The organism is Planotetraspora phitsanulokensis (genome assembly GCF_016863295.1).
Classification (GTDB): Bacteria; Actinomycetota; Actinomycetes; order Streptosporangiales; family Streptosporangiaceae; genus Planotetraspora; species Planotetraspora phitsanulokensis.
The window spans coordinates 48386-75281 of the sequence record NZ_BOOP01000048.1; the positions used below are offsets into that span (position 1 = coordinate 48386).

The 26896-nt window shown below is 68.2% G+C and carries 32 protein-coding genes; 11 read left to right on the forward strand and 21 right to left on the reverse strand.

Features of this window, described 5'->3' with window-relative positions; all coding sequences use genetic code 11:
- Positions 1-260: 260 nt before the first annotated feature.
- From Pph01_RS39140 to Pph01_RS39185, 10 genes are all read left to right on the forward strand, one after another.
- The gene (locus tag Pph01_RS39140; protein ID WP_204078318.1) at positions 261-1001 is read left to right on the forward strand and encodes a GntR family transcriptional regulator; all 741 of its coding nucleotides are present in this window, start codon (positions 261-263) and stop codon (positions 999-1001) included.
- A gap of 150 nt (positions 1002-1151) precedes the next feature.
- Positions 1152-2357, forward strand: coding sequence for a helix-turn-helix domain-containing protein (locus tag Pph01_RS39145; RefSeq protein WP_204078319.1), 1206 nt, complete (start codon positions 1152-1154; stop codon positions 2355-2357).
- A 90-nt stretch (positions 2358-2447) separates the two neighbouring features.
- Positions 2448-2888 (forward strand): hypothetical protein, encoded by a 441-nt coding sequence (locus tag Pph01_RS39150; protein WP_204078320.1) that lies wholly within the window; start codon positions 2448-2450, stop codon positions 2886-2888.
- Complete coding sequence (locus Pph01_RS39155) at positions 2866-3180, forward strand: hypothetical protein (RefSeq protein ID WP_204078321.1); 315 nt, start codon at positions 2866-2868, stop codon at positions 3178-3180. The genes Pph01_RS39150 and Pph01_RS39155 overlap by 23 nt, the downstream gene beginning before the upstream one ends.
- 76 nt (positions 3181-3256) lie before the next feature.
- The gene (locus Pph01_RS39160) at positions 3257-4297 is read left to right on the forward strand and encodes a hypothetical protein (protein ID WP_204078322.1); all 1041 of its coding nucleotides are present in this window, start codon (positions 3257-3259) and stop codon (positions 4295-4297) included.
- A complete protein-coding gene (locus tag Pph01_RS39165) occupies positions 4294-5292 on the forward strand; it encodes a thymidylate synthase (RefSeq protein WP_204078323.1) in 999 nt (332 codons plus the stop codon). The genes Pph01_RS39160 and Pph01_RS39165 overlap by 4 nt, the downstream gene beginning before the upstream one ends.
- On the forward strand, positions 5289-5819 hold the full coding sequence (locus Pph01_RS39170) for a nucleoside-diphosphate kinase (RefSeq protein WP_204078324.1): 531 nt from the start codon (positions 5289-5291) through the stop codon (positions 5817-5819). The genes Pph01_RS39165 and Pph01_RS39170 overlap by 4 nt, the downstream gene beginning before the upstream one ends.
- On the forward strand, positions 5816-7096 hold the full coding sequence (locus Pph01_RS39175; protein ID WP_239117348.1) for a radical SAM family protein: 1281 nt from the start codon (positions 5816-5818) through the stop codon (positions 7094-7096). The genes Pph01_RS39170 and Pph01_RS39175 overlap by 4 nt, the downstream gene beginning before the upstream one ends.
- Positions 7097-7108: 12 nt before the next feature.
- Positions 7109-7699 (forward strand): 3'-5' exonuclease, encoded by a 591-nt coding sequence (locus Pph01_RS39180; RefSeq protein ID WP_204078325.1) that lies wholly within the window; start codon positions 7109-7111, stop codon positions 7697-7699.
- Complete coding sequence (locus Pph01_RS39185; RefSeq protein WP_204078326.1) at positions 7693-8463, forward strand: aldo/keto reductase; 771 nt, start codon at positions 7693-7695, stop codon at positions 8461-8463. Before Pph01_RS39180 ends, Pph01_RS39185 begins: the two co-directional genes overlap by 7 nt.
- 54 nt (positions 8464-8517) lie before the next feature.
- Here the strand turns inward: Pph01_RS39185 and Pph01_RS39190 are convergent, their stop codons facing one another.
- From Pph01_RS39190 to Pph01_RS39230, 9 genes are all read right to left on the reverse strand, one after another.
- Complete coding sequence (locus Pph01_RS39190) at positions 8518-9264, reverse strand: C1 family peptidase (RefSeq protein ID WP_204078327.1); 747 nt, start codon at positions 9262-9264, stop codon at positions 8518-8520.
- A complete protein-coding gene (locus tag Pph01_RS39195) occupies positions 9261-9518 on the reverse strand; it encodes a hypothetical protein (RefSeq protein WP_204078328.1) in 258 nt (85 codons plus the stop codon). Before Pph01_RS39195 ends, Pph01_RS39190 begins: the two co-directional genes overlap by 4 nt.
- Before the next feature lie 101 nt (positions 9519-9619).
- Positions 9620-10489 (reverse strand): peptidoglycan recognition protein family protein, encoded by an 870-nt coding sequence (locus tag Pph01_RS39200; protein ID WP_204078329.1) that lies wholly within the window; start codon positions 10487-10489, stop codon positions 9620-9622.
- 3 nt (positions 10490-10492) lie between these two features.
- Positions 10493-10927, reverse strand: a complete 435-nt coding sequence (locus tag Pph01_RS39205) for a hypothetical protein (RefSeq protein WP_204078330.1) — start codon at positions 10925-10927, stop codon at positions 10493-10495.
- Positions 10928-10992: 65 nt separating this feature from the next.
- A complete protein-coding gene (locus Pph01_RS39210) occupies positions 10993-14073 on the reverse strand; it encodes a phage tail protein (protein ID WP_204078331.1) in 3081 nt (1026 codons plus the stop codon).
- Positions 14063-14218 carry a hypothetical protein gene (locus Pph01_RS39215; RefSeq protein ID WP_204078332.1) on the reverse strand — a complete coding sequence of 52 codons (156 nt, stop codon included), beginning with the start codon at positions 14216-14218 and terminating at the stop codon, positions 14063-14065. The genes Pph01_RS39210 and Pph01_RS39215 overlap by 11 nt, the downstream gene beginning before the upstream one ends.
- On the reverse strand, positions 14218-14598 hold the full coding sequence (locus Pph01_RS39220; RefSeq protein WP_204078333.1) for a hypothetical protein: 381 nt from the start codon (positions 14596-14598) through the stop codon (positions 14218-14220). Before Pph01_RS39220 ends, Pph01_RS39215 begins: the two co-directional genes overlap by 1 nt.
- On the reverse strand, positions 14598-15050 hold the full coding sequence (locus Pph01_RS39225) for a hypothetical protein (RefSeq protein ID WP_204078334.1): 453 nt from the start codon (positions 15048-15050) through the stop codon (positions 14598-14600). Before Pph01_RS39225 ends, Pph01_RS39220 begins: the two co-directional genes overlap by 1 nt.
- 10 nt (positions 15051-15060) lie before the next feature.
- Positions 15061-17814 (reverse strand): fibronectin type III domain-containing protein, encoded by a 2754-nt coding sequence (locus Pph01_RS39230; protein WP_204078335.1) that lies wholly within the window; start codon positions 17812-17814, stop codon positions 15061-15063.
- Positions 17815-17837: 23 nt separating this feature from the next.
- Here Pph01_RS39230 and Pph01_RS39235 point away from each other — a divergent pair, with 23 nt between their 5' ends.
- The gene (locus Pph01_RS39235) at positions 17838-18026 is read left to right on the forward strand and encodes a hypothetical protein (RefSeq protein ID WP_204078336.1); all 189 of its coding nucleotides are present in this window, start codon (positions 17838-17840) and stop codon (positions 18024-18026) included.
- Here the strand turns inward: Pph01_RS39235 and Pph01_RS39240 are convergent.
- The 12 genes from Pph01_RS39240 to Pph01_RS39295 form a co-directional block, all read right to left on the reverse strand.
- Positions 18017-18886, reverse strand: a complete 870-nt coding sequence (locus tag Pph01_RS39240; RefSeq protein WP_204078337.1) for a phage tail family protein — start codon at positions 18884-18886, stop codon at positions 18017-18019. The two genes, Pph01_RS39235 and Pph01_RS39240, sit on opposite strands and share 10 nt — an antisense overlap.
- A gap of 1 nt (position 18887) precedes the next feature.
- A complete protein-coding gene (locus Pph01_RS39245; RefSeq protein ID WP_204078338.1) occupies positions 18888-21260 on the reverse strand; it encodes a phage tail protein in 2373 nt (790 codons plus the stop codon).
- On the reverse strand, positions 21251-21961 hold the full coding sequence (locus Pph01_RS39250) for a DNA cytosine methyltransferase (RefSeq protein ID WP_204078339.1): 711 nt from the start codon (positions 21959-21961) through the stop codon (positions 21251-21253). The genes Pph01_RS39245 and Pph01_RS39250 overlap by 10 nt, the downstream gene beginning before the upstream one ends.
- Before the next feature lie 169 nt (positions 21962-22130).
- Complete coding sequence (locus Pph01_RS39255) at positions 22131-22646, reverse strand: DUF7426 family protein (RefSeq protein ID WP_204078340.1); 516 nt, start codon at positions 22644-22646, stop codon at positions 22131-22133.
- Positions 22646-23131: a phage tail tube protein gene (locus Pph01_RS39260; protein WP_204078341.1), complete on the reverse strand. Its 486-nt coding sequence runs from the start codon at positions 23129-23131 to the stop codon at positions 22646-22648. Before Pph01_RS39260 ends, Pph01_RS39255 begins: the two co-directional genes overlap by 1 nt.
- Before the next feature lie 70 nt (positions 23132-23201).
- Entirely contained in the window at positions 23202-23645 is a 444-nt protein-coding gene (locus Pph01_RS39265) for a minor capsid protein (protein WP_204078342.1), read from the reverse strand.
- On the reverse strand, positions 23642-24010 hold the full coding sequence (locus Pph01_RS39270) for a hypothetical protein (protein ID WP_204078343.1): 369 nt from the start codon (positions 24008-24010) through the stop codon (positions 23642-23644). Before Pph01_RS39270 ends, Pph01_RS39265 begins: the two co-directional genes overlap by 4 nt.
- The gene (locus Pph01_RS39275) at positions 24010-24321 is read right to left on the reverse strand and encodes a hypothetical protein (protein WP_204078344.1); all 312 of its coding nucleotides are present in this window, start codon (positions 24319-24321) and stop codon (positions 24010-24012) included. The genes Pph01_RS39270 and Pph01_RS39275 overlap by 1 nt, the downstream gene beginning before the upstream one ends.
- Positions 24318-24710 carry a head-tail connector protein gene (locus tag Pph01_RS39280; protein ID WP_204078345.1) on the reverse strand — a complete coding sequence of 131 codons (393 nt, stop codon included), beginning with the start codon at positions 24708-24710 and terminating at the stop codon, positions 24318-24320. The genes Pph01_RS39275 and Pph01_RS39280 overlap by 4 nt, the downstream gene beginning before the upstream one ends.
- Before the next feature lie 2 nt (positions 24711-24712).
- The gene (locus tag Pph01_RS39285; RefSeq protein WP_204078346.1) at positions 24713-25048 is read right to left on the reverse strand and encodes a hypothetical protein; all 336 of its coding nucleotides are present in this window, start codon (positions 25046-25048) and stop codon (positions 24713-24715) included.
- Positions 25045-25983 (reverse strand): major capsid protein, encoded by a 939-nt coding sequence (locus tag Pph01_RS39290; protein WP_204078347.1) that lies wholly within the window; start codon positions 25981-25983, stop codon positions 25045-25047. The genes Pph01_RS39285 and Pph01_RS39290 overlap by 4 nt, the downstream gene beginning before the upstream one ends.
- 46 nt (positions 25984-26029) lie before the next feature.
- On the reverse strand, positions 26030-26860 hold the full coding sequence (locus tag Pph01_RS39295; RefSeq protein WP_204078348.1) for a hypothetical protein: 831 nt from the start codon (positions 26858-26860) through the stop codon (positions 26030-26032).
- Positions 26861-26896 lie beyond the last annotated feature (36 nt).

Here is a 26896-nt window from a genome sequence, read left to right on the forward strand (position 1 = left end):
AGCGAGGGGTGAGAGACCTGGTGTTCAGGGCCTCCTCGGAGTTGGCGCTCCGGGTGAGGCCCGCTGCGTTTCTGGTGGCGGTTGGCGGGGCTGAGGGGAAAATTCGCGATCTGCTACGCTGTGTTTTACGTAAAACAGCGTCGCAGTAGCTATGCTGCATCACCTGTCGATCACTGTCAAGCCCACAGGTAACGCGCCCGCCCGCTGTCCGTAATACGATCAGCGCCAGCCGTACCGATGATCAGGAGAGGACCCGCCCCGTGCCCGTCAAGAGGTCCGTCGAGGTCACAGCAGACCTCCGGGCCAAGATCCTCGACGGCACCTACCCCGCGGGCGAACCACTCCCCCGCTCCGACATCCTCCAGGCCATGTACGGCGTCGGCCCCTACGCCATCACCACGGCGATGCGAGAGCTCAAGTCCGAGGGCCTGGTCTGGCGGGTCGCGAACAAAGGGATGATCGTCCGGCGGCCACCCGAGCCCATCACGGTGTCCATCGTCATCCCGCCGCTCGAGGACCACGCCCACTGGGCGGACGCATGCCGCCGCGCAGGCCTCGACGGCCAACTCGACGACAAGACGACCCGCTTCGAATTCGCTGACCACTACATCGCCCAGGCCCTGCACCTCGACGACCGCGCCACCGTTATGCAGGTCCTTCGACTGGGCACCGTCGACGACCAGGCGGCGTGCATTGACCGCGTCAGCTACCCGGCCGACCTCGTGCCAGGCCGGCCCAGCCGCGACGCCGTACGCAACATCCTGTCCCGTGTTGACCCCGCCACCGCGTACGTCGACCTCCGCATCTTCTGGCGCCAAGCCGAGGGGCCCGAGTCGACAACGCTCAAGGTCAGCGGAGGTGTGGGCGTCATCGACATCACCCGGGTCATTTACGACAGCACCGGTCAGCCTGTCGAGCTGCTGCACCGCGTGGCCAACGCCCAGCGCGTCCAGCTGGACGAGCAGCGTCGCCGCCTATCCCCCGGCCAACCGAACGACTGAACTCCCAGCGCTGGGAGAACAGAACGGAATTAATAGGCGCATTAGTGCCCGAAAGGGATGAAGTAACACGGCGGCGACAAAGATTTGTCGCATGAAATAAGCCCCGCGTCTTAGCCTGAGAGTGCGACGTCACAGGAAAGAGCAGGGCCTATGAACGAGATTAGCACCGGCGACCCGACAAGGGACCTCGCGCAGAACCTTCGAGGTTGGCGGAAGCGGCGCGGCCTCACCCAGGCTGAGCTGGCTATAGCCGCCAAGGTGTCGAAGAGCCTCGTGCAGAAAATCGAGCAGGGCATCGCCGGCCAGACAACGCTGGAGACCGTGCACCGGCTGGCCATCGCGTTGAAAGTCCCCACGACAGAGCTGGTCGGCGCGCACGGCGACGCCCGCGAACCGCACACGTCCACGGTGCTCCCGCCGGAGGTATGGGAACAGACAGGCAGGGCTCTCGCTGGGAAGTTCGGTTACCCCGACGAGGAACCCACCGTCGCCGGTGTGTCCTCCGCACTCGACTCACTGAAACCACTCCTGGCGGGAAACCAGTACCGGGAGGTGGCGCACCTTCTGCCGTCGCTGATCCGCGACGCGGACGCGCTCAATGGCGCGGGACGGGGCATCCGGTCGCGGGTGCTGAATACCGCCGGTTGGGTCCTCACCCAGGTCAGACAGTTCGAGCTCGCCGGGGCGACACTCCACCACGCCAGGGACGCCGCAGAGGACCATCTCGACGAGGCGGCCGCCGTCAACACCCTCGTCTGGCTGCGACTCCGGGAAGGACGCCTCGACGACGCCCGCCGGCTGGCCACCGAGTGGGCCGACCGGATCGAGCCGCGCATGTCCCGAGCGACCGAGCGGGAGCTCACCCTGTGGGGGCGGCTCGTGCTCGGCATCAGCAACGCCGCGGTGCGGGACAACCGACCGGGCGAGGCGGCAGACACGATCCGACTCGCGCAGACCGCCGCCACGGCGGTCGGCAGGGAGGTCCTGTCGGATACCTCCACCACCCGGACGTTTGGCCCCGTCACGGTCGCGATGATCCGGGCCGAGAACGCGGCGGTGCAGGATCGGCCCGACGAGGTGTTGCGGATCGCTGAGCGGATCCCCGCCGGTGGCGGGCTCCTGGTGGCCACCTCGGCGTCGCGGAACCGGCACCGGCTCGACGTCGCGTCCGCCCTGGTGTCCACGCGCCGCTCGGACGAGGCCGTCGCGGTGCTGACCGATCTGGCGTCGCATTCCCCGCAATGGCTATCTCAGCAGCGGTACGCCAAGGACGTGGTCGGCCGCATCGTCGGCAGGCGCCGCACACTGAGCACGGGCATGCGGACCCTGGCAGATCTGACCGGTGTAGTGCTCTGACCTGGGCATGTAACGCTCATTGATACTTTCGTCCGCCGCCGGGCGAAAGTATCAATGACAGCGGGTGATCGCGTTCGTACGGTCGGAACTGTGATCTCCGCCACTCCCCCGCCCGCCACCGCCACAGGCACAGTCGAGGTAATCCGCGAGCAGCGGATGAGCCGTGCATCGCAGCTCGCACACAGCCTCGCCAACGAACTCGAAACCCGGCACAACATCCCCGCCCAGGTGCTCATCTTCGGCGGGAGTGCCTGCGTGTCTGTGTTCTATGGCCTGGTCGCGAGGACTGACGGGAGCGCCATCTGGTGGATGGTGCCCGACGTTGCACCCGAGCCCAGGAAGCGGCCCCTTCACACGCTCGCATACTTCGTGCCGAGCGCCGCCGACCGGATTGCTCAGCACTACGCGACACTGCGCGGCGCTGACCTCGGTGAGCAGCTGGCGGCCGGCCGCATCACCCTCGTGGGTGCCGAACTCGTCGCCGAGCACATCAACGGGGAGGCGAGCCATGTTGCTGCTTACCCAGTTTGATCAGGCGAACCTGGACCACGCCGCGCGTCTCCAGTCGCACTTTCCCGCCTGGGTCGTCATGTACGGCCTGTACCACCGAACGTTCATTGCCTTTCACGCTGGTGACCCGCGTGAATGCCGAATCGTCGAGGCCGAAACGCCTGCCGACCTTTGGGACGGCATGCAGCAGGCCGCGGCGGAGGTCTGGCGGACCTCCCATCTCCTTCCCAGCCGCGCCCACCCCAGTAGCGGCACCCGGGAGGTCCGCCAGTTCGACCCCGCCCCCACGCGACCCATGGAGGTCGTGACCTGAGACCGGTCCTGGGGCGGCTGCCGAAGGCGAGGGGCGCCCTGGGACCGCACCATCCACCCACGAGTAGGGAGTGCAGATGAAGATCGGCTACAGCTTCTGGGGCTTCCTCGGGCCCGGCATCGTGGACACGCCAGACGGCGGCCGGTTCTGGCGTCGCGGAATCGTCGACGGGCTCCTCTCCAAGGGGCACAGCGTTGTCCTGCTCCAGCAGGACCGCGACTTGAAGGAGGCTGGCACCAGACTGCCGTACCAGTGGGCCACCGACCTGCCGCCACTGGACGTGCTCTTCTGCGAATGGCGGTGGCCACTGCCTGGCCGGAACACCACCACATGCGGCGAGCCCGGTCATACCTGCGACCTGCACCGGCAGGCGGAACTGATCAACCACTACACCCGCGAACTCAGCACCCCAACGGTGCTGTGGGACACCGACCGGCAGATGCCAGCGGACGACCCGTTACGCGCGATGCCGCACGTCATTGTCTGCGACACGGCGATTTGGCCCAACCCGCCGGCGCCGAGCCTGCTGACGATGGTCCCGGACAAGCTGCTCGACACGGCCAGCCCGGAAATCCTCGCCGCCATCGAACGGCCCCTGGATCTCACCTACGTGGGAAACCAGTACGACCGCGACGAGGCGTTCGACACCTTCTTCGCCCCCGCCGCGGCGCACGTGCCACACCGGGTCGCTGGCAAATGGACCCGCACCGATCCCTGGCCCTACGTCAACTTCACCGGGCGCGCACCGTTCACCGAAGTTGAGCCCATCTACCGCAGCGGCCTGGCCACGGTGCTGCTCATGCCCGACCGGTACTCCTCGACCGCCAACATCAGCCAGCGATTCCCCGAAGCGGTACTAGCCGGGTGCCTACCGCTCACCCCCACGACGCTGGTCAACCACGACCAGATCACCCCTGCCGCGCTGCACGTCGACGACGGCGCTGACGTCCTTGACCGGGTCACCTGGCTCCGCAGTATCCAAGGCACCCGCGAGCACGTCGACCTCATCGCCGAGTGCCTGTCCCGGCTCGACCGGTTTCGGCATTCCCGCCAGCTGAGCGAGCTCGAACGGTACATGACCACCCTCACCCGACCATTGAAGGAGGCGGATCGGTGACCAGTAGACCCCCCATGCTGGGCCCGCCACGGTTCGACACATTCCACGCCGCTTACCAGTCAGTGCTGCACCAGCTCCTCGCCGAGCCGCAGTACGCGTCCAGTTCGCGCGGCAAATCCTCCAGCGAAATCCTCGGCGTGAGCTTCACCCTCACCGACCCGAGGCAGCGCACGCCCTATCTCACGGCTCGTCGCCCGAACATCGTGTTCAACCACGCCGAGGCCCTGTGGTACCTGGCCGGCCGCGCCGACCTCGACATGATCGGCTACTACGCCCCTCGGCTGCGCGCACTGTCTGCCGATGGCCAGGCCCTGACCGGGACCGCATACGGGCCGAGGTTGTTCTCCCCGCGCGGCCGCTCCCAGTGGGACCGGGTGGTCGACCTGCTCCGATCCGATCCAGGCAGCAAACGGGCCACGATGCTGATCATGCGGCCGGACGAGCTGGTCAACCCTGCCAACCCGGACGTGGCCTGCACCCTCGGCGTGCAGTTCCTCATCCGCGACAACGCGCTCCACACCGTGGCGTTCATGCGAGGCAACGACGCCTGGATCGGGCTGGTCTGCGACGTGTTCAGCTTCACCCTGATCGCCGAATACACCGCGTTGGCGCTCGGCGTCGACCTCGGCACGTACACCCATCTGGTCTCGTCGATGCACCTCAACGTGCAGGACCTGGACCGCGCGGCGGCCGCCGTCGCGGAACCGACGCTTGCGGTCCCTCCCACCGTGGCGATGCCGCGCACTTCCCCGCAGGTACTCGACACGCTCATGACCTGGGAGCGGCATCTCCGCCACAACGAGAGGCCGCTCAACCTGGGCAGCAGCGAGATATCCCACCTGGGCCCGTACTGGGTGCAGGTCCTGCTGCTCTTCGAGGCATACCGGCAGGTCACCCACCACGACGGCCCGATCAGCGGCCGCGTCCTGCGCGAGCTCACACCCGCCCACCAGTGGTTACTCGCGGCACGCTGGCCAGACCGGGTGCCGTCATGACGGCCGAGCAGGACCTCCCCGAGGTTCGCGGGCGAATCGACTGGTCCCGCTGGTCGGTCATCCTGCTCAAGCCCGACTGCGTTGCCAGGGGCCTGGTCGACGACGTCATCTCTCGACTCTCCGACCACGTCCGGGTGACCCACGCGCGTCCGGTCACCACCACCGAACAGCAGATCATGGCCCACTACGACGACATGCTCGCCCCGGAGATGTCGGCCGAGTTCGGGTTCGACATCGCCGCCGACCTGCGGCGGCTGTACGTAGGCCAACAGGTCTGCGTCGCCCTGGGCCACGGCGACCAAGCGACAGAGCGGCTACGCACACTGATCGGCCCCAACGACCCCACCATCGCCGGCCCCGACACCATTCGCGGCCACTTCGGCGTCGACAGCCTCCACGCAGCCCGCGCGCGAGGCCAGCTCATGAACAACCTCATCCATACGTCCGACCGCCCCGACTGCGTCGAACGCGACCTCGGCATTTGGTACGGACCCACCGGCATCTCCCTACTCGAGGAGCCACGATGACCGCAGAGCCCGTCTTCATCCCCGCCACGCTCTCCCGGGCCGACACCGTCGCACTGCGCCCTGGCACTCTGCGGCTCATGCCGACCGACCAGCAGGCCGGGCTGGACCCCTACATGCAGCAGATCATCACCAACCGCAAGTCCGGGCTGTCGCTGAACCACATCATCGGCTGCCCGCTCGACTGCGGTTACTGCGTCCGGCACTTCTGGGGCAACTTCGAGCAGAAGATCCCGCAGCTGCTCGTCACCACCGAAGAGGCCGTCGAAATGCTCGTCGGACACAGCGAGTTTCTGCCGCACACCACCCCGATCCAGCTGTTCAACAAGGCCACGGACCCATTCCTGCCCGGCGTGAAGCCGCACACCTTCCAGGTGCTGGAGGAGCTCGACCGGCGCGGCCTGACCAACCTGGTGCTCATCATCACCCGGTTCCACGTCACCGAGCAGGACATGACCCGGCTGGAGCAGCTGTCGCACGTCCGGCCGACTCTGCTGTTCACCTACAGCGGCATCACCGATGACCGGGTGGAGCCGATCGCCCGGTCGACCACCACCGTCGACTCACTGCGTACGGCGGCCGCCGGCCGGTCCCGGACGAAGGTCATCTTGTACTGGCGGCCGATCGTGCCGGGCTGGAACGACGATCCGGACACCATGGCCCACGTGCTCAACGTCGGCGCGGATGTCGACGCGATCGTGTTCACCGGCTACTACCACAAGGAAGAGAACGCCACCTACCTGCGTGACCTCGGGGTGCCGGTGCCGTACGAAGAGAACTGGCAGCGGCGGAAGGTCCTGCCCGGCGACCTCGACGCCCGCGTAATCCAGGCGTGGCGGGACTCCGGCATCGCGACGCCTCTGTACCGCAAGACATCATGCGGGGTGACAGCCTCGTGGGAAGTCGCCGACTACAACGGGCACCTCGGCGTGCCGGAGCTGTGCGACATCTGCCCGGAAGAACAGGTCGCGCGGTGCCGGGCGGCTCTGCGAGCACCCACAGGGCAGGAGTTCCGCGCGGCCTTGGACCTGTTCGGATTCGACCCGGAAACCCCGTTCGTGGTCGAGGACGGTCACGTCCTGACAGGTACGCTCGGAGAGCAGCGCCGGTACGCCCTTCAGCACTACTTCGGCTACCAGATGTGGGAAGTCAAGCACCCTCACGTCCATGCCGCCCACGGCCGAGCGCTCGAAGGGTACACGCTGACACCCAGCGAGCAGGCCCAGCTCGACGAAGCCCGCGACCGGCTCGCCGCGGCAGCCAGGCACGACGACGACTGACCAGGACGGCATATGAATCTCACCACCTGGCCCCGAAGGGTCCTCGTTGTCGACGTCGAAGGCAACGGCGCGCAGCCGCCCGACCTGATCGAGGTCGCGGCCGTCCACGTCGCTGGCGCCGACATCGGGGCGGCTCGACAGTGGCTCATTCGCCCGCCCGCGCCCATCCATCAGCGCGTCACCCGCATCCACGGCATCACCAACGCGGACGTCGCCAACGCCCCCCTGTGGGAAGAGGTCGCCGACGACATCCGGGAAACGCTGACGGGCGCATGGCTCGTCGCCCACAACGCCACGGTGGAGCACGGGACCCTCACCCGCCACCTGCCCGAATGGAAGCCCGAAGGGGTCATCGACACGCTGCGCGCGGCACGCGCCGTCTACAGCGGCCCATCCGGGTATGGCCTTGACGCGCTCATCCAACACACCGGCATCGACGTTTCCGGCATCCCCGGGCAGCGCCACAGGGCCGCCTACGACGCCACCGCTACCGCGATGCTGCTACTCGACATCGCCGCCCACTTCCGCACCTGGGAAGAGCTGGCGAAGGCGGCCACACCGCCCGGGATACCCGCGCCCATCCAGGAGGACGCCCTATGGTGACCAGCGCTCCGGGCGGCACCATCACCATCGCGGGTAAGACCGTCTCTCGGCTCGGTTTCGGCACCATGCGACTGACCGGCCCCGGCACCTGGGGTAACCCTCCAAGCCCCGCCGACGCCACAGCCGTCCTCCGCGAGGCTGTGCACCACGGGATCACTCACATAGACACGGCTGACGCCTACGGCCCGCACACCGTGGAGGAACTGGTCCGCAGGGCGTTCCACCCGTACCCAGATGACCTGCTGATCGCCACGAAGGTCGGCTTGGTACGGCCCGGCCCGAACATCTGGTGGCCGCTCGGCCGGCCGGACTACTTACGGGCCGCCGTGGAAGCCAGCCTCCGCCGACTGGGCACCGACCGGATCGACCTGTGCTACCTGCACCGCGTGGACCCGAACGTGCCGCTCAGCGACCAGATCGGCGTGCTCGCCGAGCTCCAGCGTGAAGGGAAAATCGCGGCGGTCGGCCTGTCCAAGGTGACGCCCAAGCAGATCGACGAGGCGTCCCGCGTCGTGTCGATCGCCGCGGTGCAGAACGTTCTCAACCTCGACGAGCCGCACGACCGGGCCGTGGACTACTGCCGTAGTCGCTACATCCCGTACGTGGCCTACCGGCCTTTGAACGCTGGCAAGCTCACCTCGGACGGCGGCCGCGACGCACTGCAATGGCTGCTGTCCCTCGGCGATCACGTGGTCCCGATCCCCGGCACTAGCTCGCTGTCGCACCTCCACGCGATCCTCCACGGCGCGACCTGCGCCGCGTAAACGACAAAAGACGCCCGCTTCCCCGACGTCGGGGAAGCGGGCGTCCGCGTTGTATCAGCCGATCACGTACTGCTTGAGGTCCACGCCGTCCAGCTGCTCGTACGTGCCGAGGCGCATCCGGAAGTACCCGGCGTCGCCCCAGCTCGTCGACCAGCTGTTGGCGATCGTCAACACGCTCGCCGACAGGTCGTCCTGGTCGACCTGGCAGCCGACGACCTCTACCTCGTGGCCGCCGGCGAGGTCGCTGCCCCGCCAGGGCCCGTAGTCGACGAACCCCTCGACGTCAGGCTCGAAGAAGTCCGAGTACCACGGCATTCCCATCAGGACGGGACCGTCCTGGAGAAGCCGCAGCAGACCCTTCGCAGTCGTCGCCCAGCGGTAGCTGGTGATCGTGCCGCGCGACTTGAGGACCTTGCAGATCGCCAGGCCGCTGCTGCCGGTGTCCTCCGGCGGCCACGACCCCGGCCAGGTGTCGGCCAGCGTCGCGTCGCTGTAGAGCGACCGGGCGAACTCGCTCGGGTCCTGGTCCCCGATCGCCCGCTGCCCAGCTGCGGAGTAGTACGGCTGGGATGCGAGCGCGCCGGTGGCCGCGAAGCCCGTGCAAGCCCCGAGCGACCCCTGGTCGAGGATCGGGATCATGCGCTCCCAAGCGCGGTCCTCGAGCGGCGCCGACATGAGGTCGGCGTCGTTCTCGACCGCGTACGCCAGGCTGCGCGCGTCGAGGTGCAGGTGTCGGCCGAGCCGACCGCCGCCGTCCTGCTCGTAGCGGCGGTACAACTGGCCCGAGTCGACGAGCGTCACGCGCCCGCCTTGGACTTGGAGTAGCTGGGCTGCTTGGTGGAACCGAGCAGCACGCCGAGGACCGGGTACTTCAGCTCCAGCGCACGGACGACGGCGTAATAGACGGCCGCGCCGAGGACGGTCGCGCCGAGGGAGATCTGACCCTCGGTCAGGCCCTCGATCACGATTCCGTGCAGGGCGAGCCAGCCGAGGACACCGCCGACAGCCTTGGGCACGACGGTGCGGACCAGGGACAGGATCCACTCGTGGAACATGATGATCTCTCCTTGAGAGGGGGAACCCCCACCGGAGCCCGGAGGGGACAACAAAGAAGCCAGCCGCGGCCGCGACTGGCTGGTCAGGGTGAGGTGCTGCGCTAGAAACGCCCGGTGTTGAGCCTCTTCTGGAGCGCCTTGACGACGAGGGAGACCGGCTTGCTCATGCGGCCGTCGACCGGCGAATCGAGGTACCGCTGGAGCGCCTCGACGGTCTCGTAATGGCGGTCGTCCTGGCGGATGCCGAGCCCGTCGACCTTGAGCTTCGCGCCGTGGGCGTTAAGGATCTGCTGGACCTTCCGGACCAGCGTGGACGGGGTCGAGATGTCGCCGTCGACGGTCGTGCCCACGATCTGCTGCCACCGCGAGATGGTCTTCCGGCCGAGGATGCCGTCGACCACCAGCGCCGCCGGGTCAGCCGGCGTGTGCGGCTTCGGCGGAGCAGGAGTCGGAGTGTCGCCACCACCAGGGCGAGGTGCGCCCTTCTTGAGCCAGGCGTAGAGCTTGTCGCCGGGGCACTCGGTCGAGTAGCCGTCGCGGTGGCCCTTGATCTCCTTGCCCGCGTTGCCCTTGTCCCGCAGGTAGGTGATCGCGTCCCAGATCGCCAAGAGCTGGTTGTCGGACGGCACCGTCAGTCCGGAGTTACCGACGAGGGCGAGGATCGCGTAGTGCCCAGTGTTGAGGCCGGCGCCGTTCGCCGCGGGGAGGTGCTTCGGGCCTCGGCCGATGAACACCTTCCGGTGGGGACAGGCCACGACCGAATAGCCGATGTCGATCCAGCCGTTGCCGTCCATGTGCATGTTCTGGATCGACTTCACCAGGGCGACGCACTTCTTGTGGTCGTCGAGGATCTTCGGGTCGACGTGGCCGCCGGTGTAGTGGACCTTCACGCCCTTCGTCGAGCTCAGCGAGGTGTAGCCGCTCTTCGGCGACCGCGCTCCCCACTCGGCCCGGGTCACGATGTCGACCATGGTTCAGCCTCCTAAGTTGTCGTGCTCGTGGCCGCCGAGCTCGGCGTGCGGCGGGTCGAAGATCTCCACGCCTTCGACCCGGCCGGCCGAGCGGTTCACGCTGGCGGCGATGCGGTGCTCCAGGAGGTGAGCGGCCAACGCGTCCTCGATCCGGCGGCCGCTGGCCTCCGTGCGGTTGACCGCGTCCCTCAAGCTGGTGCCGTGATTGGCATGCAGCTGCTCCTCGATGGAGGCAAGCCGGACCATCACACCGGGCCGGCCTGGGACACCGGGCCGCTCCTCCACGCCGACCCAGTCGTCACGGAAGTCAGCGATCGTGTCCGCAGCTTGGCGGATCCGCTTGCCCGGCTTCACGATCAGGACGTAGAGGCCGCCCAGACCGCCCGCCAAGCCACTCGCGGCGCCCGCCCCCGCAAGGACCGCCTCCAACGTCGTCATTAGCCCCCCAAATATGCGAAAACCCCCAGCCGGAGCCCGGTCTGGAGGCGTTTGGTTCGGTGTGTCTACAAGCCGTTGATGATGGCGGCCTCGCCGATTTCCATCAGCTCCACAGAGAAGCCGTCCTGAATCCGGACGCTCACCGTGTCTGGATCCGCGCCTTGGAATCGGGCGACCCTGAGGTTGAATGTCCGCACGCCGTCCGAAGGGAGCGTGAAGATCGACGTCACCGTGACGTCTTCATAGGTGCCCGCCGTAATGAACTTCACAAGGGATGACTGCCCGACTTTCGTCGTGCCGGACGTCGTGACGAGTTCGGCTCGTGTAGTGGCTGGGTTCGCGGAGCACGTGATGCTCACCTTGTACGTGAGCTTGTAGGCGCGTCCCCCGTAGACACTCGCCGTGAGAGCTGCCCCGTTCACCGTCACGGGATTTACCGACGCGGCCGGCGTGGTCAGGATGCTGCCGCTACCGGGACTGACGACACCACCGGCGACGACCAGCGGGAAGCGAGTCCCGCTTCCGTCGCGCGTCTTCGCGCGCAACCCGAACACCGAGTCAGCCCACAGGCCCTGTAGGTCGGCGCGGAACTCGCGGGTGGAAGCACCGAGCGACGCCGACATGTTCCCGCCGGGGATGTGGTCGATGTGGAGGTAGCCGCCCCCTGGGGAGCCGAAGCCGTACCGCATGTCGATCTGCCCGGCGTCGATGTTGACTTGCATCGTCGAGCGGGGAAATTGGGGGTCGGCCCAGTTGGCTCCCGATTCGAGGACCAGTCCCGTGTTGGTGCTGACCGTGCCGACGTCACTGCCGCCCACGTAGGTCCAGATCATCGCCTTGTCACCGAGGATCGGTGGAGTGATGGGCGTGCCAGCCAGACGGAACGTGATGGCTGGCCTGTCCCCGGACTCGTCGAGGAGGTTCTGAATCTTGAGCCACGAGTCATCGTCGAAGCCCGTGGCGAACTCGCCCACGAAGGTGGCGTCACCCGTCGAGGTGACCCCCACGGTCTGGGCGCCGCCAGCGTTGAACGCCGACAGGCCCGAGCCGTTCAGCTCGACTCTCGGTCCGGTCGGGCTCCCGGCCACGATGCGGGACGACAGCGTCAGGATCGCTTCCAGCGTGTTGGCGCCGACCGAGTTGGCCGCCAGGTGGCCGGCCTGGATCGCCTTAGCCTGGATCAGCGCGCCCGTGATGCTGTTGGCCACCACCTTGTCGGCCGCGTTCAGACTGCCGTCCACGATGTGCGCGCCGTTGATCACCTCACCGACGAGGTCGGTGTCCACGAGCGGCTGAGCCGCGAACGTCACCAACGTCGACGGCAGGGACTCGTTCCCGGTCCGGTCCATGGACGTGAACCAAAAGGTCCGGGCCGCGCCGTACGGCTGGTCCGCCACGATCATCGAGCTCGGCCCGTCGAACAGTCCGATTAGCTTCGGCTCGACGCCGTCCGACATCCACACGCGGACGCGGGCGAAGTCGGTGGGCATCGGGACGCCGCCCTCGCCGAGTCCGTCCCAAGCGGCCTGGATCGCGCCCAGGCGTGAGGACATGACCGGTGCGCTCGGCACCGGCGGAGGTTCGGCGTCGGCGAAGAGGAACACGGACTGCTCGTCCGAGAAGTCCCCCGGCGTGCCGTCCGTGACCGCCCGCACCTTGAAGGCGTACGGCTGGCCAGCGACCAGAGGCCCAACAGTCACCGACGTCTCGTCGCCGTCGACCGAAGCGATCTGATGCCAGATCTCCCCCGGCTCGTCGACCCGGGCGTACACCTGGTAGCTGTCCGGCTGTAGCTCTACGTTGTTGACGTCGGTCTCGACCCGGTTCCACGACGTCGTCACATAGCCGCGGGGATACCCGTACTCGTCTGCGGACACGTTCGGGACGGCGGCCACCGTCGCCGGCTTGGCCGCGACGAGGGGTGTGGCGAACGGTCTCGGCTTCGCGCCCGATCCGCCTGCGACACCGCCGCGCACGACGATGCCCTTGTCGATCCGGCCGAGCTTGACGTGGGGCTCCAAGAAGCGGTCGTTGAGGACCAGCGACCCGCCGACCGAACCATCGGATTCCATGGTGAGCGTGATCTGCTGGACCCGCAGCGCGGCCATGTCGCCGCCGTCTCCTGCGGCGAGCACGGTGTCGCCCGTGGAGTAGTCCGCTAGCGGCCACCAGCGGGCGGCGCCGAAGGTGATGCCGCGGGTGATCTGGACACGCTCGCCGCTCATGGTCGAGAGGGCGATCGAGCCCAGCTTCCTCGCCATGAACTCCGTCGTCACGCCGGACTGCGACTGGAAGGTCTCCCACCGGCCCCACGGCGCGGCCACCTCAGCGTCAGAGACTCCCGCCGTGAAACCGTCAGCGCTGATCAGGATGGCTGATGCGAACTCCTCGTACGTGGCGTCGTCCGACGCTTCGATGATGTCCCTGCCGAGCCGCAGGTCCACGGGGTCAGCCCCGAGCGCGAGGTTGACGTCCATGGCCGTGCCGGGGTTGAACACGTCGAGTGTGCGGCCGCGCATCCGCCAGTCGACCAGGCCCTGCTCGGAGAAGTTGAGCAGCGTTGCGAGGACGTCCGTGCCGAGGTCCAGCTTCAAGGTCAGCGGATCACTCGTCCACGGCTCACCTGCGCTGTCGACCGCCGACGTGAAGCTCACCGACACACCGGCCAGCGCGCCGCGCGTCTTCGCCTCGTCGATCATCGTCCGCAGGATCGAACCCGGCGACTTGCTGGTGAACACGCGCGGGTCGTTCTTCGGCGGAGGCAGGTCCGGAGGCGGCCACGGCAGCGCGATCTGCACGTACCTGGATGGGTGGAGGACCGCCTTCTTGAGCAGCCACGCATAGCCGGGGCACTCATACGAGCGAGCTCCGGACTCGTCTGTGATGTCGGCGCCGCGCTTGATTCTCAGGAACCGGCCGCCGGGCGGCTCGATCCACGTGCCGCCGACGTTGTACTCCAGCGCGATCTCACGCGGCTGCGCCAGCGTGGTCCCGTTGACTGCCCTCGTGCCGTAGTCCAGACGCATCGACGACACGTCGTTCAGCGGCCATGCCGCTTCGACATGCTGCGGCTGAGCGAGCGGGCCCAGCCGTGTGCCGTTGGCTGCGTAGGCCACAAGCCTGATCGCGAACGGGTCACCCGCCATTCTCACCGTCTCCGATCAGGTCGACGATCTGCTCGCGCTGCTGGTCGACGGCGGCCGAGAGCACAGCGTTCTCGTAGGACAGCTGGTCGATCCGGCGCCGCAGCGCGGCGATGATCCGCTGCGTGTCGACGGTCATGTCCTGCATCACGCCTCCGGGAAGACCTGCGTGTGAGTGGCGGTGAAGGCGGTCTGGAGGTTGTCGTAGCGGTACAGGCTGACCGTGTGACCGGCGGCGATAAGGCCCTGCGCGACGCTGTCCGGGGTCGGCCCGGGGATCGCGCCGTACAGGGTTTCCGGCCAGCCGGGGATGTCGCGGGAGGTCATGGAGTACACCGCCCACGCGGGCGATTCCTCGGCCCGCTGGACCTTCACGCAGATCAGCCACAGGCTCGGGTAGCTGACCGGGTCGGTCGCCTCCGGGTCGAACAGGACCTTGTTGGCCTCGTAGTACGACGCGACCCACCCGAACAGGCTCTGCTCCGGCGGCTGTCCGTCGACGTCTGGAAATGCCCCGTGATACCGCATCAGATTCCTCTCATGGCCTCGAGCCGTACGGCTGCGCACTTCACCGGGTCGACCTGCACGTGGGTCCGCAGCGGAGCCAGCACGTCGACCACTCCGCGCCGAGCCGAGCTCTTGGCCGGCGCGGCGGTCTCGACGGTCGCGTGGTCGCGGCGGCACCGGCCGACCCGTTCCATCACCGCGGCGCGGGCCTGCTCGCCGCTGACCGTCCACGGGTTCACCTCGGCCGCCTGGTCGTAGACCGGCAGCACCGTCTGGTGTAAAAGCACGTCGATCGCCTCGTCTGTCGAGGTCAGGCCGTACGCCACCGCGGCGCTCTCGATCGCCGTTTTCGGCAGCCACAGCACGATCGACGTGTCGTCGGAGTCGCGGGTGATTCGCATCTCCCACGCCTCGATCTGGCCGCTGTTGTCGGTCGTCTCGGTCACGTCGGTGACCTGCCATTGGTCGGGCACGCGGCCCTCCTCACATACGCCAGGCCCAGATCGAGAACTGGATCGACGTCGCCGACGTCGCGTTCGAAGGGCTGCGGAAGAAGATCGACGACTGATTGCGGGTGAAGACGATCAGGTCGGTCGGGGCCGGGATCGGGTCCGCGCCTGTCGGCCGCTGCGCCGAGAACACGGCGCTCGGGACGGTCAGCATCGTGAAACCCCAGTTCACGACGTGGAAGGTGCCGTTACCGGCGACCGTGACCTCAATCATGATCAGCCCGGCCTCAGCGCCGCCGATCTGCCATTTGCCCCGATGCAGCGTCCCCGACTGGGAGAACAGGAAGTGCTGGACCCCGTTGCTCGGATGGGTCCACCCGACCTGCGCCTGCGTCTCGTCGGCGACGACGAACCCGCCACGCTGGTTGCCCGACGCGGGGTCGCGGATCGCGACCTGCCACGTACCGGCCGCGTGGACCAGACGGCACATCGCGGTCGACGCCTGGTTGGTCCCGGACTCCATGATCAGCGTGGCCTCACCGGTGAACAGCGACCCGTCGCTGTAGATCCGCGACTGGTTGGCCCCACTGCCCGGGATGAACCGGATCTCCGGAACTGACGCACCCGCGGGGTTGACCACCACGCGGGCACCGGTCGCTCCGGAGGCGAACTGACCGACGATCGAGACCGCGCCGCTGGCGGCCGAGATGCTCGCCGTCTGCTGGCCGGCCGCGTTGAACGCCTGCAACCCGTTGGTGTTGAGCTCGACGCGGGCCTGTGTCGGGTTGCCCGCGACCAGGCGCGTCGTGAGCGTCAGCACCGCGGCGAGCTTGTCGCCCGTGACGGCGTTCGCCTTGATGTTCCCGGCGTCGACCGCGCCGACCGCAAGTTGGTCCGTCGTGACCGCGTTCGCTGCGATCGCGCCGGTGGTGATCGAGTTGTTCGCGGCGTCCCCTTGGACCAGCTGCACCGCGGCGATCGTCGCCACGCTCGACGGCGCCGACTCGTTGCCGCTGCGGTCGACGGACGTGAACCGGAAGTCGCGGTTCGACCCGTACGGCAGGCCCGGCACCAGGATCGACCCCGCAGCATCGAGGAACCCGATGTCGGTCCACCCGGGCGCGGCCGGGTTCTGCATCCAGACGCGGACGCGGAGGAAGTCGGGCGGCATCGGAGCCGACCCGACGCCGAGCCCGTTCCACGTCACGTGGACCACGCCGAGCCTCGTCGCCAGGACCGGAGTTGTCGGAACCGGCGGCGGCGTCGCGTCCGTGGGGACGGTGATGGCCACCTGGTCGGAGAACGCGCCGAGCTTGCCCAGGTTCACCGCCCTGACCTTGAAGGCGTAGGACTCGCCGACCACGAGCGGCGAGAACGTCGCCGTGGTGTCGTCGGCCTCCGTCGACGCGACGAGGAACCACGGCTCGCCCGTCGTGTTGATCCGCATGAACAGCTCGTAACCGCCGACGTTCAGCGCGACCCCGCCAATGTCGGCGGTGACCGCGCCCCACGTGACCGTCACCTGGCCACGGGCAAAGCCGTGCTCGTCCAGGTACGCGGCCGGGTTCACGATCAGGCCCAGCGGTTTCGCCGGCGTGCGGGGCTCCGGAGCGTCCTGCGCAGGGACCGGTTGAGCGCCCGACCCTCCGTCCGCCGTCGACCCGCCGAGGATCCCGGAGGTTCGGCGCGCGAGCCGGATGTCCCGCTCGAGGAAACGATCGTTGAGGACCAGCGAACCGCCGACGACGCCCTGTTGGTTGCGCACCAGCGTCAGCTGGCGGACGCGCAACGACTCCAGTCCGTCCGGCGTCGGCGCGAGCACGCGGTCCCCCGGCTGGTAGTCCCGCCAGGGCAGCCAGCGTGCCGTGTACATCGTGATGCCGCGCGTGCGCTGGATCCGCTCCTCGGCGGCCCGGTCGAGCGCGGTCTGCGCGAGGAGCGTCGCGGTGCCCTCGTCGGAGACGCCGCCGGAGCCGATGTACTGCTCCCACGGCCCCCACGGCTGCGCGGCGTCGGGGTTGGTGACGGTCTTGACGAGGCCCTTGTCGCCGACGACCAGGACCAGCGACGCGGCGTCCTCCAGCGTCCCCTCGTCGGGGGCTTCGACGACGTCGCGACCGTATCGGAGGTCCACGGGTTCGTCGCCGGCTGCCAGGTCCCGGTTCAACACCGTGTCGGCGTTGAACATCTGGAGTCGGCCGCCGTCCATGCGGAAATCCGCGACGCCCTGCTCCGCCAGGTTGATCAGCACCGTCATGGCGTCGATCCCCGGCTGGTAGTAGATCGTCAAGACCTTGTCCCACGCCGCCCCGTCGCTGTCCTCTGTGGGCGAGAAATCCCAGTCCAGGAACGGTACCGACCCGCGCCCGTGGGCTTCGGCGATGAACGTCTGCATGATCGCGCCCGCTGTCGCGGTCAGGAACGCGCGCTTGCCGTCGACGAGCGGCGCAGACCCGGGGTAGAGCACGACCTTCCGCAGCATCCACGAGTAGCCGGGCAGCTCGAACGCGGCCACGCCCGTCTGGTCGGAGCCGTCGCCGTGGCGTCGGATCAGAAGGAACCGGCTGTCCGGGCCCTCGGTCCAGGTGTTGCCGTCCGCGCTCCACTCCACCGCGATCTCGCACGGCTCGTCGAGCAGGTCGGCGCCGACCGACGCCGTGGTGATCGATACCTTCAACGACGGCACGTCGTTCAGTGGCCACGCCGCTTCCACGGTCAGCGGGTGAGGCAGCACGCCCAGCCGGTCGCCGTCCGGCGAGTAGACCACGAGCCGCAGATCGAAGGTCACGAGACGACCTCCCATCAGGGACAATGGTTCACATCGTGATCGACACCACCACCACAGACCGGCCGCCAATGGACGTGCTCGTCACGCCCCTCGGCGGCATCATGCTGCTCCCAGCGGTGTGGCCGCCCCAGCTCGATGCAGACGAGGCCGACGCCCTGGCGGTGAAGCTCGCGGCCGCCGCCGCCGAGCAGCGCGGCCGCGCTCACAGGTAGGAGCGCGCCGCGCGGATCTCCAGGAGCGACGACCCGTTCGTGCCGGTGGCCGCGCTGGAGACCTTCACGGTCCGAGTGAACGGGTCGCCCGGGGCGATCGTCGGGGTGAGGTGCAACCAGCGGAACGCGCTGCCGGGGCCGATCGCGTCGACCTGACCGGTCACCGCCGTTCCGTTGTCGACGTCCCACGTGTCGGTAGTCACGAGCGCGGCACGCATCTGCTTGCAGTCGAACAGGAGTCGCTGGCCAGCGGCGACGCTGCCCGAGCGGAGCACCCATCCGCCGGTGGCCACGTCACCGACCTGTGGTGAACCGGCTGGGCCGGTGATGCGGATCAGCGCGTCCGTGATCGGCCCGGTCGACCCCGTCAGCGTCGTGACCGTCTGCCCCAACGAGTTCGGAGACCCCGCCCAGGTCGTCACGGCGGCGTCGCGCCACAGCACGCCGGGCACCTCGACGATCGCGACGACCTTGGCGCGAGCGGCGCCGCTGTTGATCTCCGGCTCGGACAGCGAGGTGATCGTGACGTCGGTGACCCGGACGAGCGACCCCGCGGTGTACTGCAACGGCATGAGCCGGTGGCGCACACCCAGAAGCGCCGTCAGCGCCTCTAGGTTGCGCTCCATCTGCTCGTACCCGCCGTTCGCCCCGGCCGGGGTCGCCCCCGTCACCACGAAGGTGAGCCCGAACGACGTCGCGTCCAGGTCGAGGCCGACGATCGGGATGTCTCCGGGCCGGCCCGGCACGCTGACCTTGATGGTCCGCGCGCCGGGGATCGGCCTGCGCTGTGTGCCCCTCTTGAGTCGCCAGCACCCCGCAGGGTGGTCCAGCGGAACGCCATCAAGCTGGTAAGACGGCACCTCACACCCCCAACGCGCCGACGTACTGGAGACCCTTGTTGATGCTCACGCTGGTCGGCTCCGCCTGCGGGTAGTGATTCGTGACGTTGACCACCGTCCGCGCCCAACCGCCCGCCCCGCCGGCGACACGATCCGGCACGGTCACACCCGGCACGGTCAGGTCCGGCAGCGCCGTCTTGGCCGCGAGCGATGCCACCCGGTTCAGCGACGACGTGACCAGGCCCGACGTCTTGTCGATACCGCGCGACAGGCCCCGCATCATGAACTGGCCGATGCTGGCGAAGACGCGGCTCGGCGAGTGGATGCCCAGGGCGTTCTTCACCGAGTCGACGATGCCGGAGAAGAAGCTCTGGACCTGGGAGTAGAACGGCCCCCACTGGCCCAAGATCCCCTGCCAGATGCCGGAGACGATGTTCCGGCCGATGCTGGACAGGATCGGTCCGATGTTCCCGACCGCGCCCGTGATCTTGGATCCCAGGTTGCGGAAGAACCCGAGCAGCGTGGTGCCGATCCACTGGCCGATCTTGTTGACCATGTCCGGGACGATCGAGTGCCCGACCAGCACGTTGTACATCCACTGGAAGGCTGAGACGGCGATGTCCAGGTACGGCTTGATCTGCTGGGCGACCGCCAGCACCTTCGCGCCGAACTTCGCGAAACCGGCACCCAGCAGCAGGAGCTGCGGGATGATCGGCAAGATCGCCGGAAGCACCTCGTTGACGAACTTGACCGCGAGCTGGGTCAAGGTCGGTAGGAGCGGCAGCAAGGACTGCATGAGCAGGACCAGGGCCGGTACAAGATCAGTAAGGATGGACGGGATCAGCTGGAGGAGCGGCGGTAGGAGCTGCGAGATCAGCGCGGCCGCGATCTGACCGAAGGCGTCGTAGATCGGCGGCATCAGCGGTGCGAGCTGCGTCAGGGCGTCCGAGATGGACGTAAGCGCAGGTCGCAGGGCCACGACGAGCGCGCCGATCACCGGCTTCAAGAGCGCTGCCAGGTTCGAGAGCGCTATACCGAGGTACTGGCCGAGGATCCCGGCGAGCTGCGCGATCACCGGGAGCAGAGGAGCCACCGCGATCAAGGTGTCCGAGATGCCCTTGCCGAGCTGGAGCAGCCCCGCTTGGAGCTCCGGCGAGGCGAAGGCCTTCGCCAGCTGGTCCGCGACGACTGTCAGGCCAGGTCCCAGGGCGGCCAGGGCCGGCCCGAGGGCGTCGACCGCGGCGGACAGTCCAGGACCGAGCGCGCGGGCGATGTTCGCGATCTGCGGCGCGATCAGCGCCAGTGCGCGACCCAAGGACTCGAAGACGGGGAAGATCGCCTGTCCGACCTGCTGCAACGCCCCGAAGATCGTCACGAGGATCTGCTGACCCTGCGCCGAGTTCAGGAAGGCGTTGAACTTGTCGAGCAGCTGACCGACCACGCCGAGCGCGCCGGTGCCGCCGGACTGCATGGCCGAGAAGACGGCCTTGAGGATCCCGGCGACGTCGGCCGCTACAGCACCGAGCGCCTTGAAGACCTGCATCGCGGCGTCCATCCAGGCCAGGGCCTGGCCAGACGCGGCGGCCTTGGACAGGAACTGACCGAACTTCGCGGCAGCGTCAGCGATTCCAGGCGCCAGCCCAGTCGAGAACTGAGCGCCGACCACCGCGATGTCACGGAACCCAGCCAGGACCGGCTGGATCGCGGGCCGGAGCGTAGACACCGCGTCCCGCAGAGAACCGAAGATCTTCGTCACGGCCGAGGCGGACTGCGCGGAAGCGCCGAACTTCGCCACCTCGGCGGCCGCCAGGCCGAACTGGGCGGCGACACCCGACATGCCGTCGCGAAGAGGCCCGATCAGGGACGCCGCGACAGCGCGGATCTGCCCAGCCAGCGGCGCGAAGAACGAGTCCTGCACCGAGGCCTTGAGCCCATCGAAGGCAGGCTTGAGCGCCCGAAGCTCCAACGCAGCAGACCGCGCCGCCGGCGACAGCCCAGCGATGGCCTCCTGGAACTTCTTCGGGTCGGCACCGAGCGCAGCCTTGAAGGCGTCACCAACGCCGAGCAGCGCCACCCGCAGGGTGACCATCGCGGCCGCACCGAGCGCGATCACGCCCGGCCAGGCAGCGATGATCCCTACGGCTGGCGCAAGCGCAGCGCCTAAGGCGATCACCCCATGCGCGGCCAATGCAGCCGAAGCCGCGAACATCGCGAACTTGAGCCCCAGGGCCACGATCTGGACGCCCATGGCCGCAGCGCGCTTACCCATGTCGCCGGCCTTGGAGCCGAAGTCCTTGGCCATGTCGCGCACGGCCTTGATGACTCTGCGGGCGACGAGCAGGACCTTCTCTTTCAGCTCGATCGAAAGGAACAATTCGCCGACGTTCAGCGCCACCGCGTCTCACCTCCTTGGATGTGGTGGGGTGATGCAGCGGCGGGCAGCTGCGCGAGTACGGCTCGGCCGATGTACTCGGTGTAGGCCGGAGGGATGGCCTGGGCAATCTCACGGCGCACGGAGGTCCAGTCGATGCCCATGGCCTTCTGCCACAGAGGCACCGGACCCTTACCGCCGCCCTTGCCGTAGACCGCGACGTACGGCCCCTGATGCCACGTGCCGTGGCGGAACCCAGCGACCCGGCCGGGGTGCCGGTTCGGGTGCGGAGGCTGCTCGACGCGCAGGCCTTCGCCGAACTCGAACCACCGGTGCCGCAACACCGCCAGCTCGGGGAACATGACGCCGCAGAGCATCAGGTCCCTACGGATGGGCGCACTGGGGACGTTCTCCATGACCCACGGCCGGCCAATGTCGACCAGGACCTCACGCACGAGCCCGATCAGGTCGGGGTACTCCCGGCCCTTGTTCGTGCCGGTCGTCAGCGTGGTGTACGCCAGGCAGGGCGGCGACACGTGGATCGCGTCGAAGTCCGCGCCGTACTCGGCGATGAACTCCACCGCGTCGGCCTGCACGAACTCGTCGCCGCAGTAGCGCGGCTGAGGCCGGTTGTCCACGCCGACGACGTAGAACCCCGCACGCTGGTAACCCCGCGTCGCCCCGCCCACCCCACAGAACCCGTCCAGGAGCAGGCGGCGCGTCACCGCTTGCCGTCGTCAGGGGTCAGCTGGCGCGAGATCCGAGAGTCGCACGTCAGCAGCCCATGCAGCCGCGCGCGGAGCCACCGCCACGACCGCGACCTGAGCAAACCGGGCTCGCCGAGGTCGATGCCGAACACCTCGTGCAGGTCGGCCTCGACGAGCAGCCAGTTCGTCAGGAGGTCTTGCCACGACGCGGTGCGGCCTTCGTTGACCGAGAGGCCGTCGCCCGGGTCGTAGTAGTCGCGGACCCCCGAGACCGGGTCGATCGCGCCGCCGCTGCCGTCGAACGACGCGTAGCCCGATTCGGGGCCGCCGCTTCCCCCGAGCGGTCCTCCCAGATCTTCGCCGCGGCGTCCTCGCCGGCGGCGACCCAGACGAGCGCCGTCGTACCGACGTGCTGGACCTTCGCCCAGTCGACGCCATCAGCCACCAGCTCGTCGAACGTCGCGCCGAGGATGCGCTGATACAGGTCGCGCTCCTGGTCGTCGTCGAGGACGACCTGGGCGAGCTTGTTCAGGCCCTCGCCGTCCACGTCCTGCCCGGACTCGTGCGCGATGCTCGCCTGCATGAGCCGCTGGCACAGCAGGCCGACCTCGGCGGACGGCGGCTGGATGACGTACGTCTTGCCGCCGACCGGGAGCTTCAGCGTCGGGTCGAAGAACTCGTCCAGGTCCCTGAAGTTGGCCACTACGCGCCGCCCTCTTCGTCGATCGGGTTGGAGATCTCGACCGGGGCGCCCTGTCCGAGCAGCGTGAAGTTGAACGGCTCCAGGTCCGTGCTGGAGCCACCCTTCGTGAACTCGGACACGGTGCAGACGCCCTGGTAGGCGTCCGGCGCACCGTCCCGCCGGTACCACCGGACGTTGATGTTCGCGCCGAACCCGACCTTGCGGGCGGCCTTGCGGATCGCCTCCTGGCCGGGGTCGGCCGTGAAGGTCGCGGCCTCGGTGCGCTTGCGGCGGCCCTCGGCGTCGATCTGCCAGGTGCGCTGGGTGACGACGCTGGAGCCCCAGCCCTCTTCGTCGTCGAAGTCGCCGTCGTCCTCGGTGTTGTCGTCGGTGGACTCTTCGAAGGACGTGAGGCCCTTCACCTTGGTCCACACCGGGGTCCCGACGACCACGGCCGTGTCGACCTCGAGGACCCAGTCCTTAGCGAGCAGGCTGCGCAGGCCCATGATGTGTCTCCTTCGAGCGCATGCCGAAAAGCCGACAGCGGAACCGCTGGCGGCAGGGAAGAAAGAAAGGTCAGGTGCGGTGCGTCGACGGCCGATCGACCGACAGGTCGAAGCTGTCGGCCCGCTCCCACCGGCCAGTCGCGTCACGCCCGAGCGGGGCGATCAGCGTCCGGCGCGCGAGCAGCACGAACACGCCCGTCGAGAGCGTGTAGTTGGCCAGGCCATGGATGGTGTCGAACACCCCGTCAGCGATGTCGTCAACCACCCGCGGGTCGGTCATGGCGCGCATGCGGACCTGCATCTGCACGGCTGAGTCCGTCTGCTCGACGTCGTCGCCCGCCTGGCCGACGCCGTACACCGCCAGCGCGAGCGCCGTGTCCGGCTTCGCGGGCAGACCACCGATGGTGATGGCCGTCTGCGCGTCGGAGTAGGCGCCGCTCGGGTTCCAGGTGGCCACGCCAGCGTCCGCCAGAAGCACGGCGAAGCCGGTCAGGAGGTCCCTCGTCCAGCTCATTTGAACGCCTCACGGATCGTCTTGGCGATCTTGAGTCGGACTACCTCGGCCTCCTCGCGGGCGGCCAGCTCCAGGAACTTGGCCGTACGGCCGTCCTTGTGCTTGTAGTCGAGGTTTTCGTGCTGCACCACGGCGTACTCGGTGTTGTACGACACGATGCCGACCAGTTCGGTCTCGTCGACCAGGGCCGCGCCCGACCGCTCCAGGTCGCCGACGTCGTGCGGCACCCGCTGGTTGGACACGCTGAGGACGTGCTCGGTCGCCTCGGTCAGCCCTCGGGCAGCTGACCGGCGGGTCTTATCGGTCAGCTCCTCGGCGGTGACCTTCTGGTTGAACTTCACCTTGAAGCGGACTCCGTCAGCCATCAGCGGCACACCACCTCTACGTGATCCGGCGTCGGCAAGCCGCCGCCGTCGCGGGAGAAGGACGTGATGACGGTCGTCGACCGGCCGTTGACGGTGACCTTCGACCCTTCCGGGCAGACGGTCCCCGGCGGGAAGAACACCGTGGTGTCGGAAACGACCTCGGCGCCCGATGCGTCACGCACCAGACGCCGCTCGTCGTCGACGAGGCAGCGGCTATCGAACGGCTCCCCGAAGATGGGGCCGTAGGCCCCGTCACCTTCGAAAGGCTCGATCGTCGCGGTATGCCGAAGCAGCCATTCGGGCAGCATCACCACGGGCTCCCATCGATCACGTAACCCGGGATGAGGCCCGCGCGCTGGAGGATGGCGGACGCGTCCGACGCGTACCGAGCCGGCGGGCCGCCACCCGATTTCCCGCGCTGCAACCGCACCGACCCGATCGACACCTGCTCGAACGCGGAGGCCACGCCGTACTCGTCACCCACGGCGAGCGTCCAAGCGGCCTGCGCGCAGGTCGCCTTCTTCATCGCCTCGATGACGTCAGGCTCGATCGGCATCCCCGCGTCGTCCACCTGGTAGACGGACGAGATGAGCAGCTCGTCGACCCGCTCACTCGCCCGCGCGAGACGCCTTTCGATGTCCTCGGGCTGGACCTGCTGACCGGTGTAGTCCGTGTAGTCGGCGGCGGTTGCGTACGTCATGGCTACTCGTCGCCCTCCCCGAACTCCTCGATGAGCGCGGCCTTCGACAGCGCCGTGGCGTCCTCCTCGGACATGCCGCGGCTGACCGCGTACGCGATCCAGGCGGCCTTGTTCGCGCTGGTCGACGGCCGGTCCATCTGGTCCCCGCCCATGTCGAGGTCCAGGTCGACCTCCTGCTCGGGCCCCTGGTCCTGCTCCTCCTCGGAGCCGGAGTCACCGGCGGGCTCGTCCTCGAGCCCGCCGATGATCCGCCAGTTGTCCAACATGTCCAGGCAGGCGTCACGCTCGTCGAGCGTGAGCTCCGACCCGGTGTTGGCGTTCTTGTAGACGTAGGTCACGGCGCGACACCGTGGATCAGGACGGCGCGCTTGTCGTCGAGCGTCTTGACGCCGTAGAGGCAGTCCACGCTCACGATGTCCTGTTTCTTCGAGATGTCGTAGTCCATGACTACCCTGATGCCGAATCCCTTGTAGCTCTCCACCGCGGCGTTGGCCGCGCCCTGCGGGAGCACGAGGGGGCGGGTGACCAGGGCGAACGCCGTCTTGTGGAAGGCGACGCCGATCTCGGTGTTCGGCTGGCCGGTCGTCGGAGTGCCGGTCGGGCCCAGGATGTTTTGGGTCTGATATCCATCAAATCCGAAAATCCTTCGACCCAGGTTGGCCTCCCTCAGGCCGTCCGTGTCGCCACGGGTGTCGGCCTGGTGGAACAGCGGGTCGCTGAGCCACTTGGCCTCGACCTCGGGGCCGACGAGGAGGTAGCGGTCCGACGCCGGGACGTTCCGCTGGTTGAGGACCCTTCTGGCGTCGATCGCGGTCCGGGGGTTGCTGTAGTCGAAGATCGCCGGACCCGTGACACCGCTGATCGCGGCGTTGGCCTTGCCGACCCGCTGCGAGATGTCGTTACGCAGCGACAGGACGTCCCGGTCAATTTTCTGGGCGATGGCCTCCATCGCCGGGCCGAGCAGCTGGGTGCCGAAATCCTCGATCTTGAGCGTGAGGTCTTCGGCGGTCACGGCAAACGACACGTCGGCGAAGTGGTTGAGCGTGATCGGCACGCTCTGCTCGGTCGCGTTCTGGATCGTGATGCCGGTGGTCCGGTTGAACTCCTGCGCCGTGAACGTCGCGGGCTTCCGGACGGAGATCGTCTCGCCGACGCGGCTGACGAACTCTTCCTCATAGTCTCTGTGGACCAACATCGCCGTGACGCAGGTCTCGTACAAGGTCGCGAGAGCTTGCTTGGCGATGATGCTCGGGGTCAGGAACGTGTTAGCCATTCGGGCCTTCCCTGGGAATGGCCGATAGCGGTTGCGCTATCAGCGGTTATGACAAGGCGCGCTTCTTGCGCTGGGCGCGGAACTCGTCGACGGTCGTTTCGGTGGGGCTGGATGCACGTCCGCCAGGCCCGCCGGCGAACTCACCCCCCGACCTGGCCGGCGGCCCCGCCTGGGTGGCCGCCTGGAACTTGGGGTTGTTCTCCATGGCCAGCGCGATTGCGTCGCTGAGCTGGGTGGAGAAGTTCTCGTCGTCCGGGTTCATCTCCCGGACGGACTTGACGAACGAGCGGCTGTCGAGCAGGGCGTCGGGGTCGGCGCCCGCCTTCGTGCTCGCCCGGTGGACCGCGAGCTCGATCAGGGCGCGGCGGTGCCGCTCCTTCTCGCTGTCGCGCTCTTTCGCCGTGGTGTCACGCTCGGAGGTGAGCGTGTCGATGACCGTCTGCGGGTCGACCGGCTTCTCTTCCTCGTCGCTGATGAGGCCGAGGGCTTTGCCGATCTTCTGCGCGAAGTCGGCCTGCGCCGCGGCGGTGACCTCCTCCGGGGACGGGCCCGCGTTCGCGGTCGCCTCGTCGGCGGCCTTCTGCGCGTCCTTGAGCTTCGACCGGTAGTCGGCCGCCTCGGTGCGCGTTTCACGGATCAGCTTCTGCGCCCACTGCGGCAGGTCCTCGACCTTCTTCGGGTCGGGGCGGCCGGTGTCGGTCTCGGGCGGCTCCTGCACGGACGTGTTCTCGGCTCCGGCGCCGGAGGTGCCCTCCTGCGTCCCGCCTTCGTTGTCGTCCGGAGCCCCGCCCGCCATGACGTAGAAGGGCTGACCGTTCTTCTTGTAACCGAGGAGCGCGCCGGGCGCAGTCGGCAGGTGCATGGGGTTTTCGAGCATGACGAAGTCGCCCTCCTGGAGCGTGGTCGCCGGATA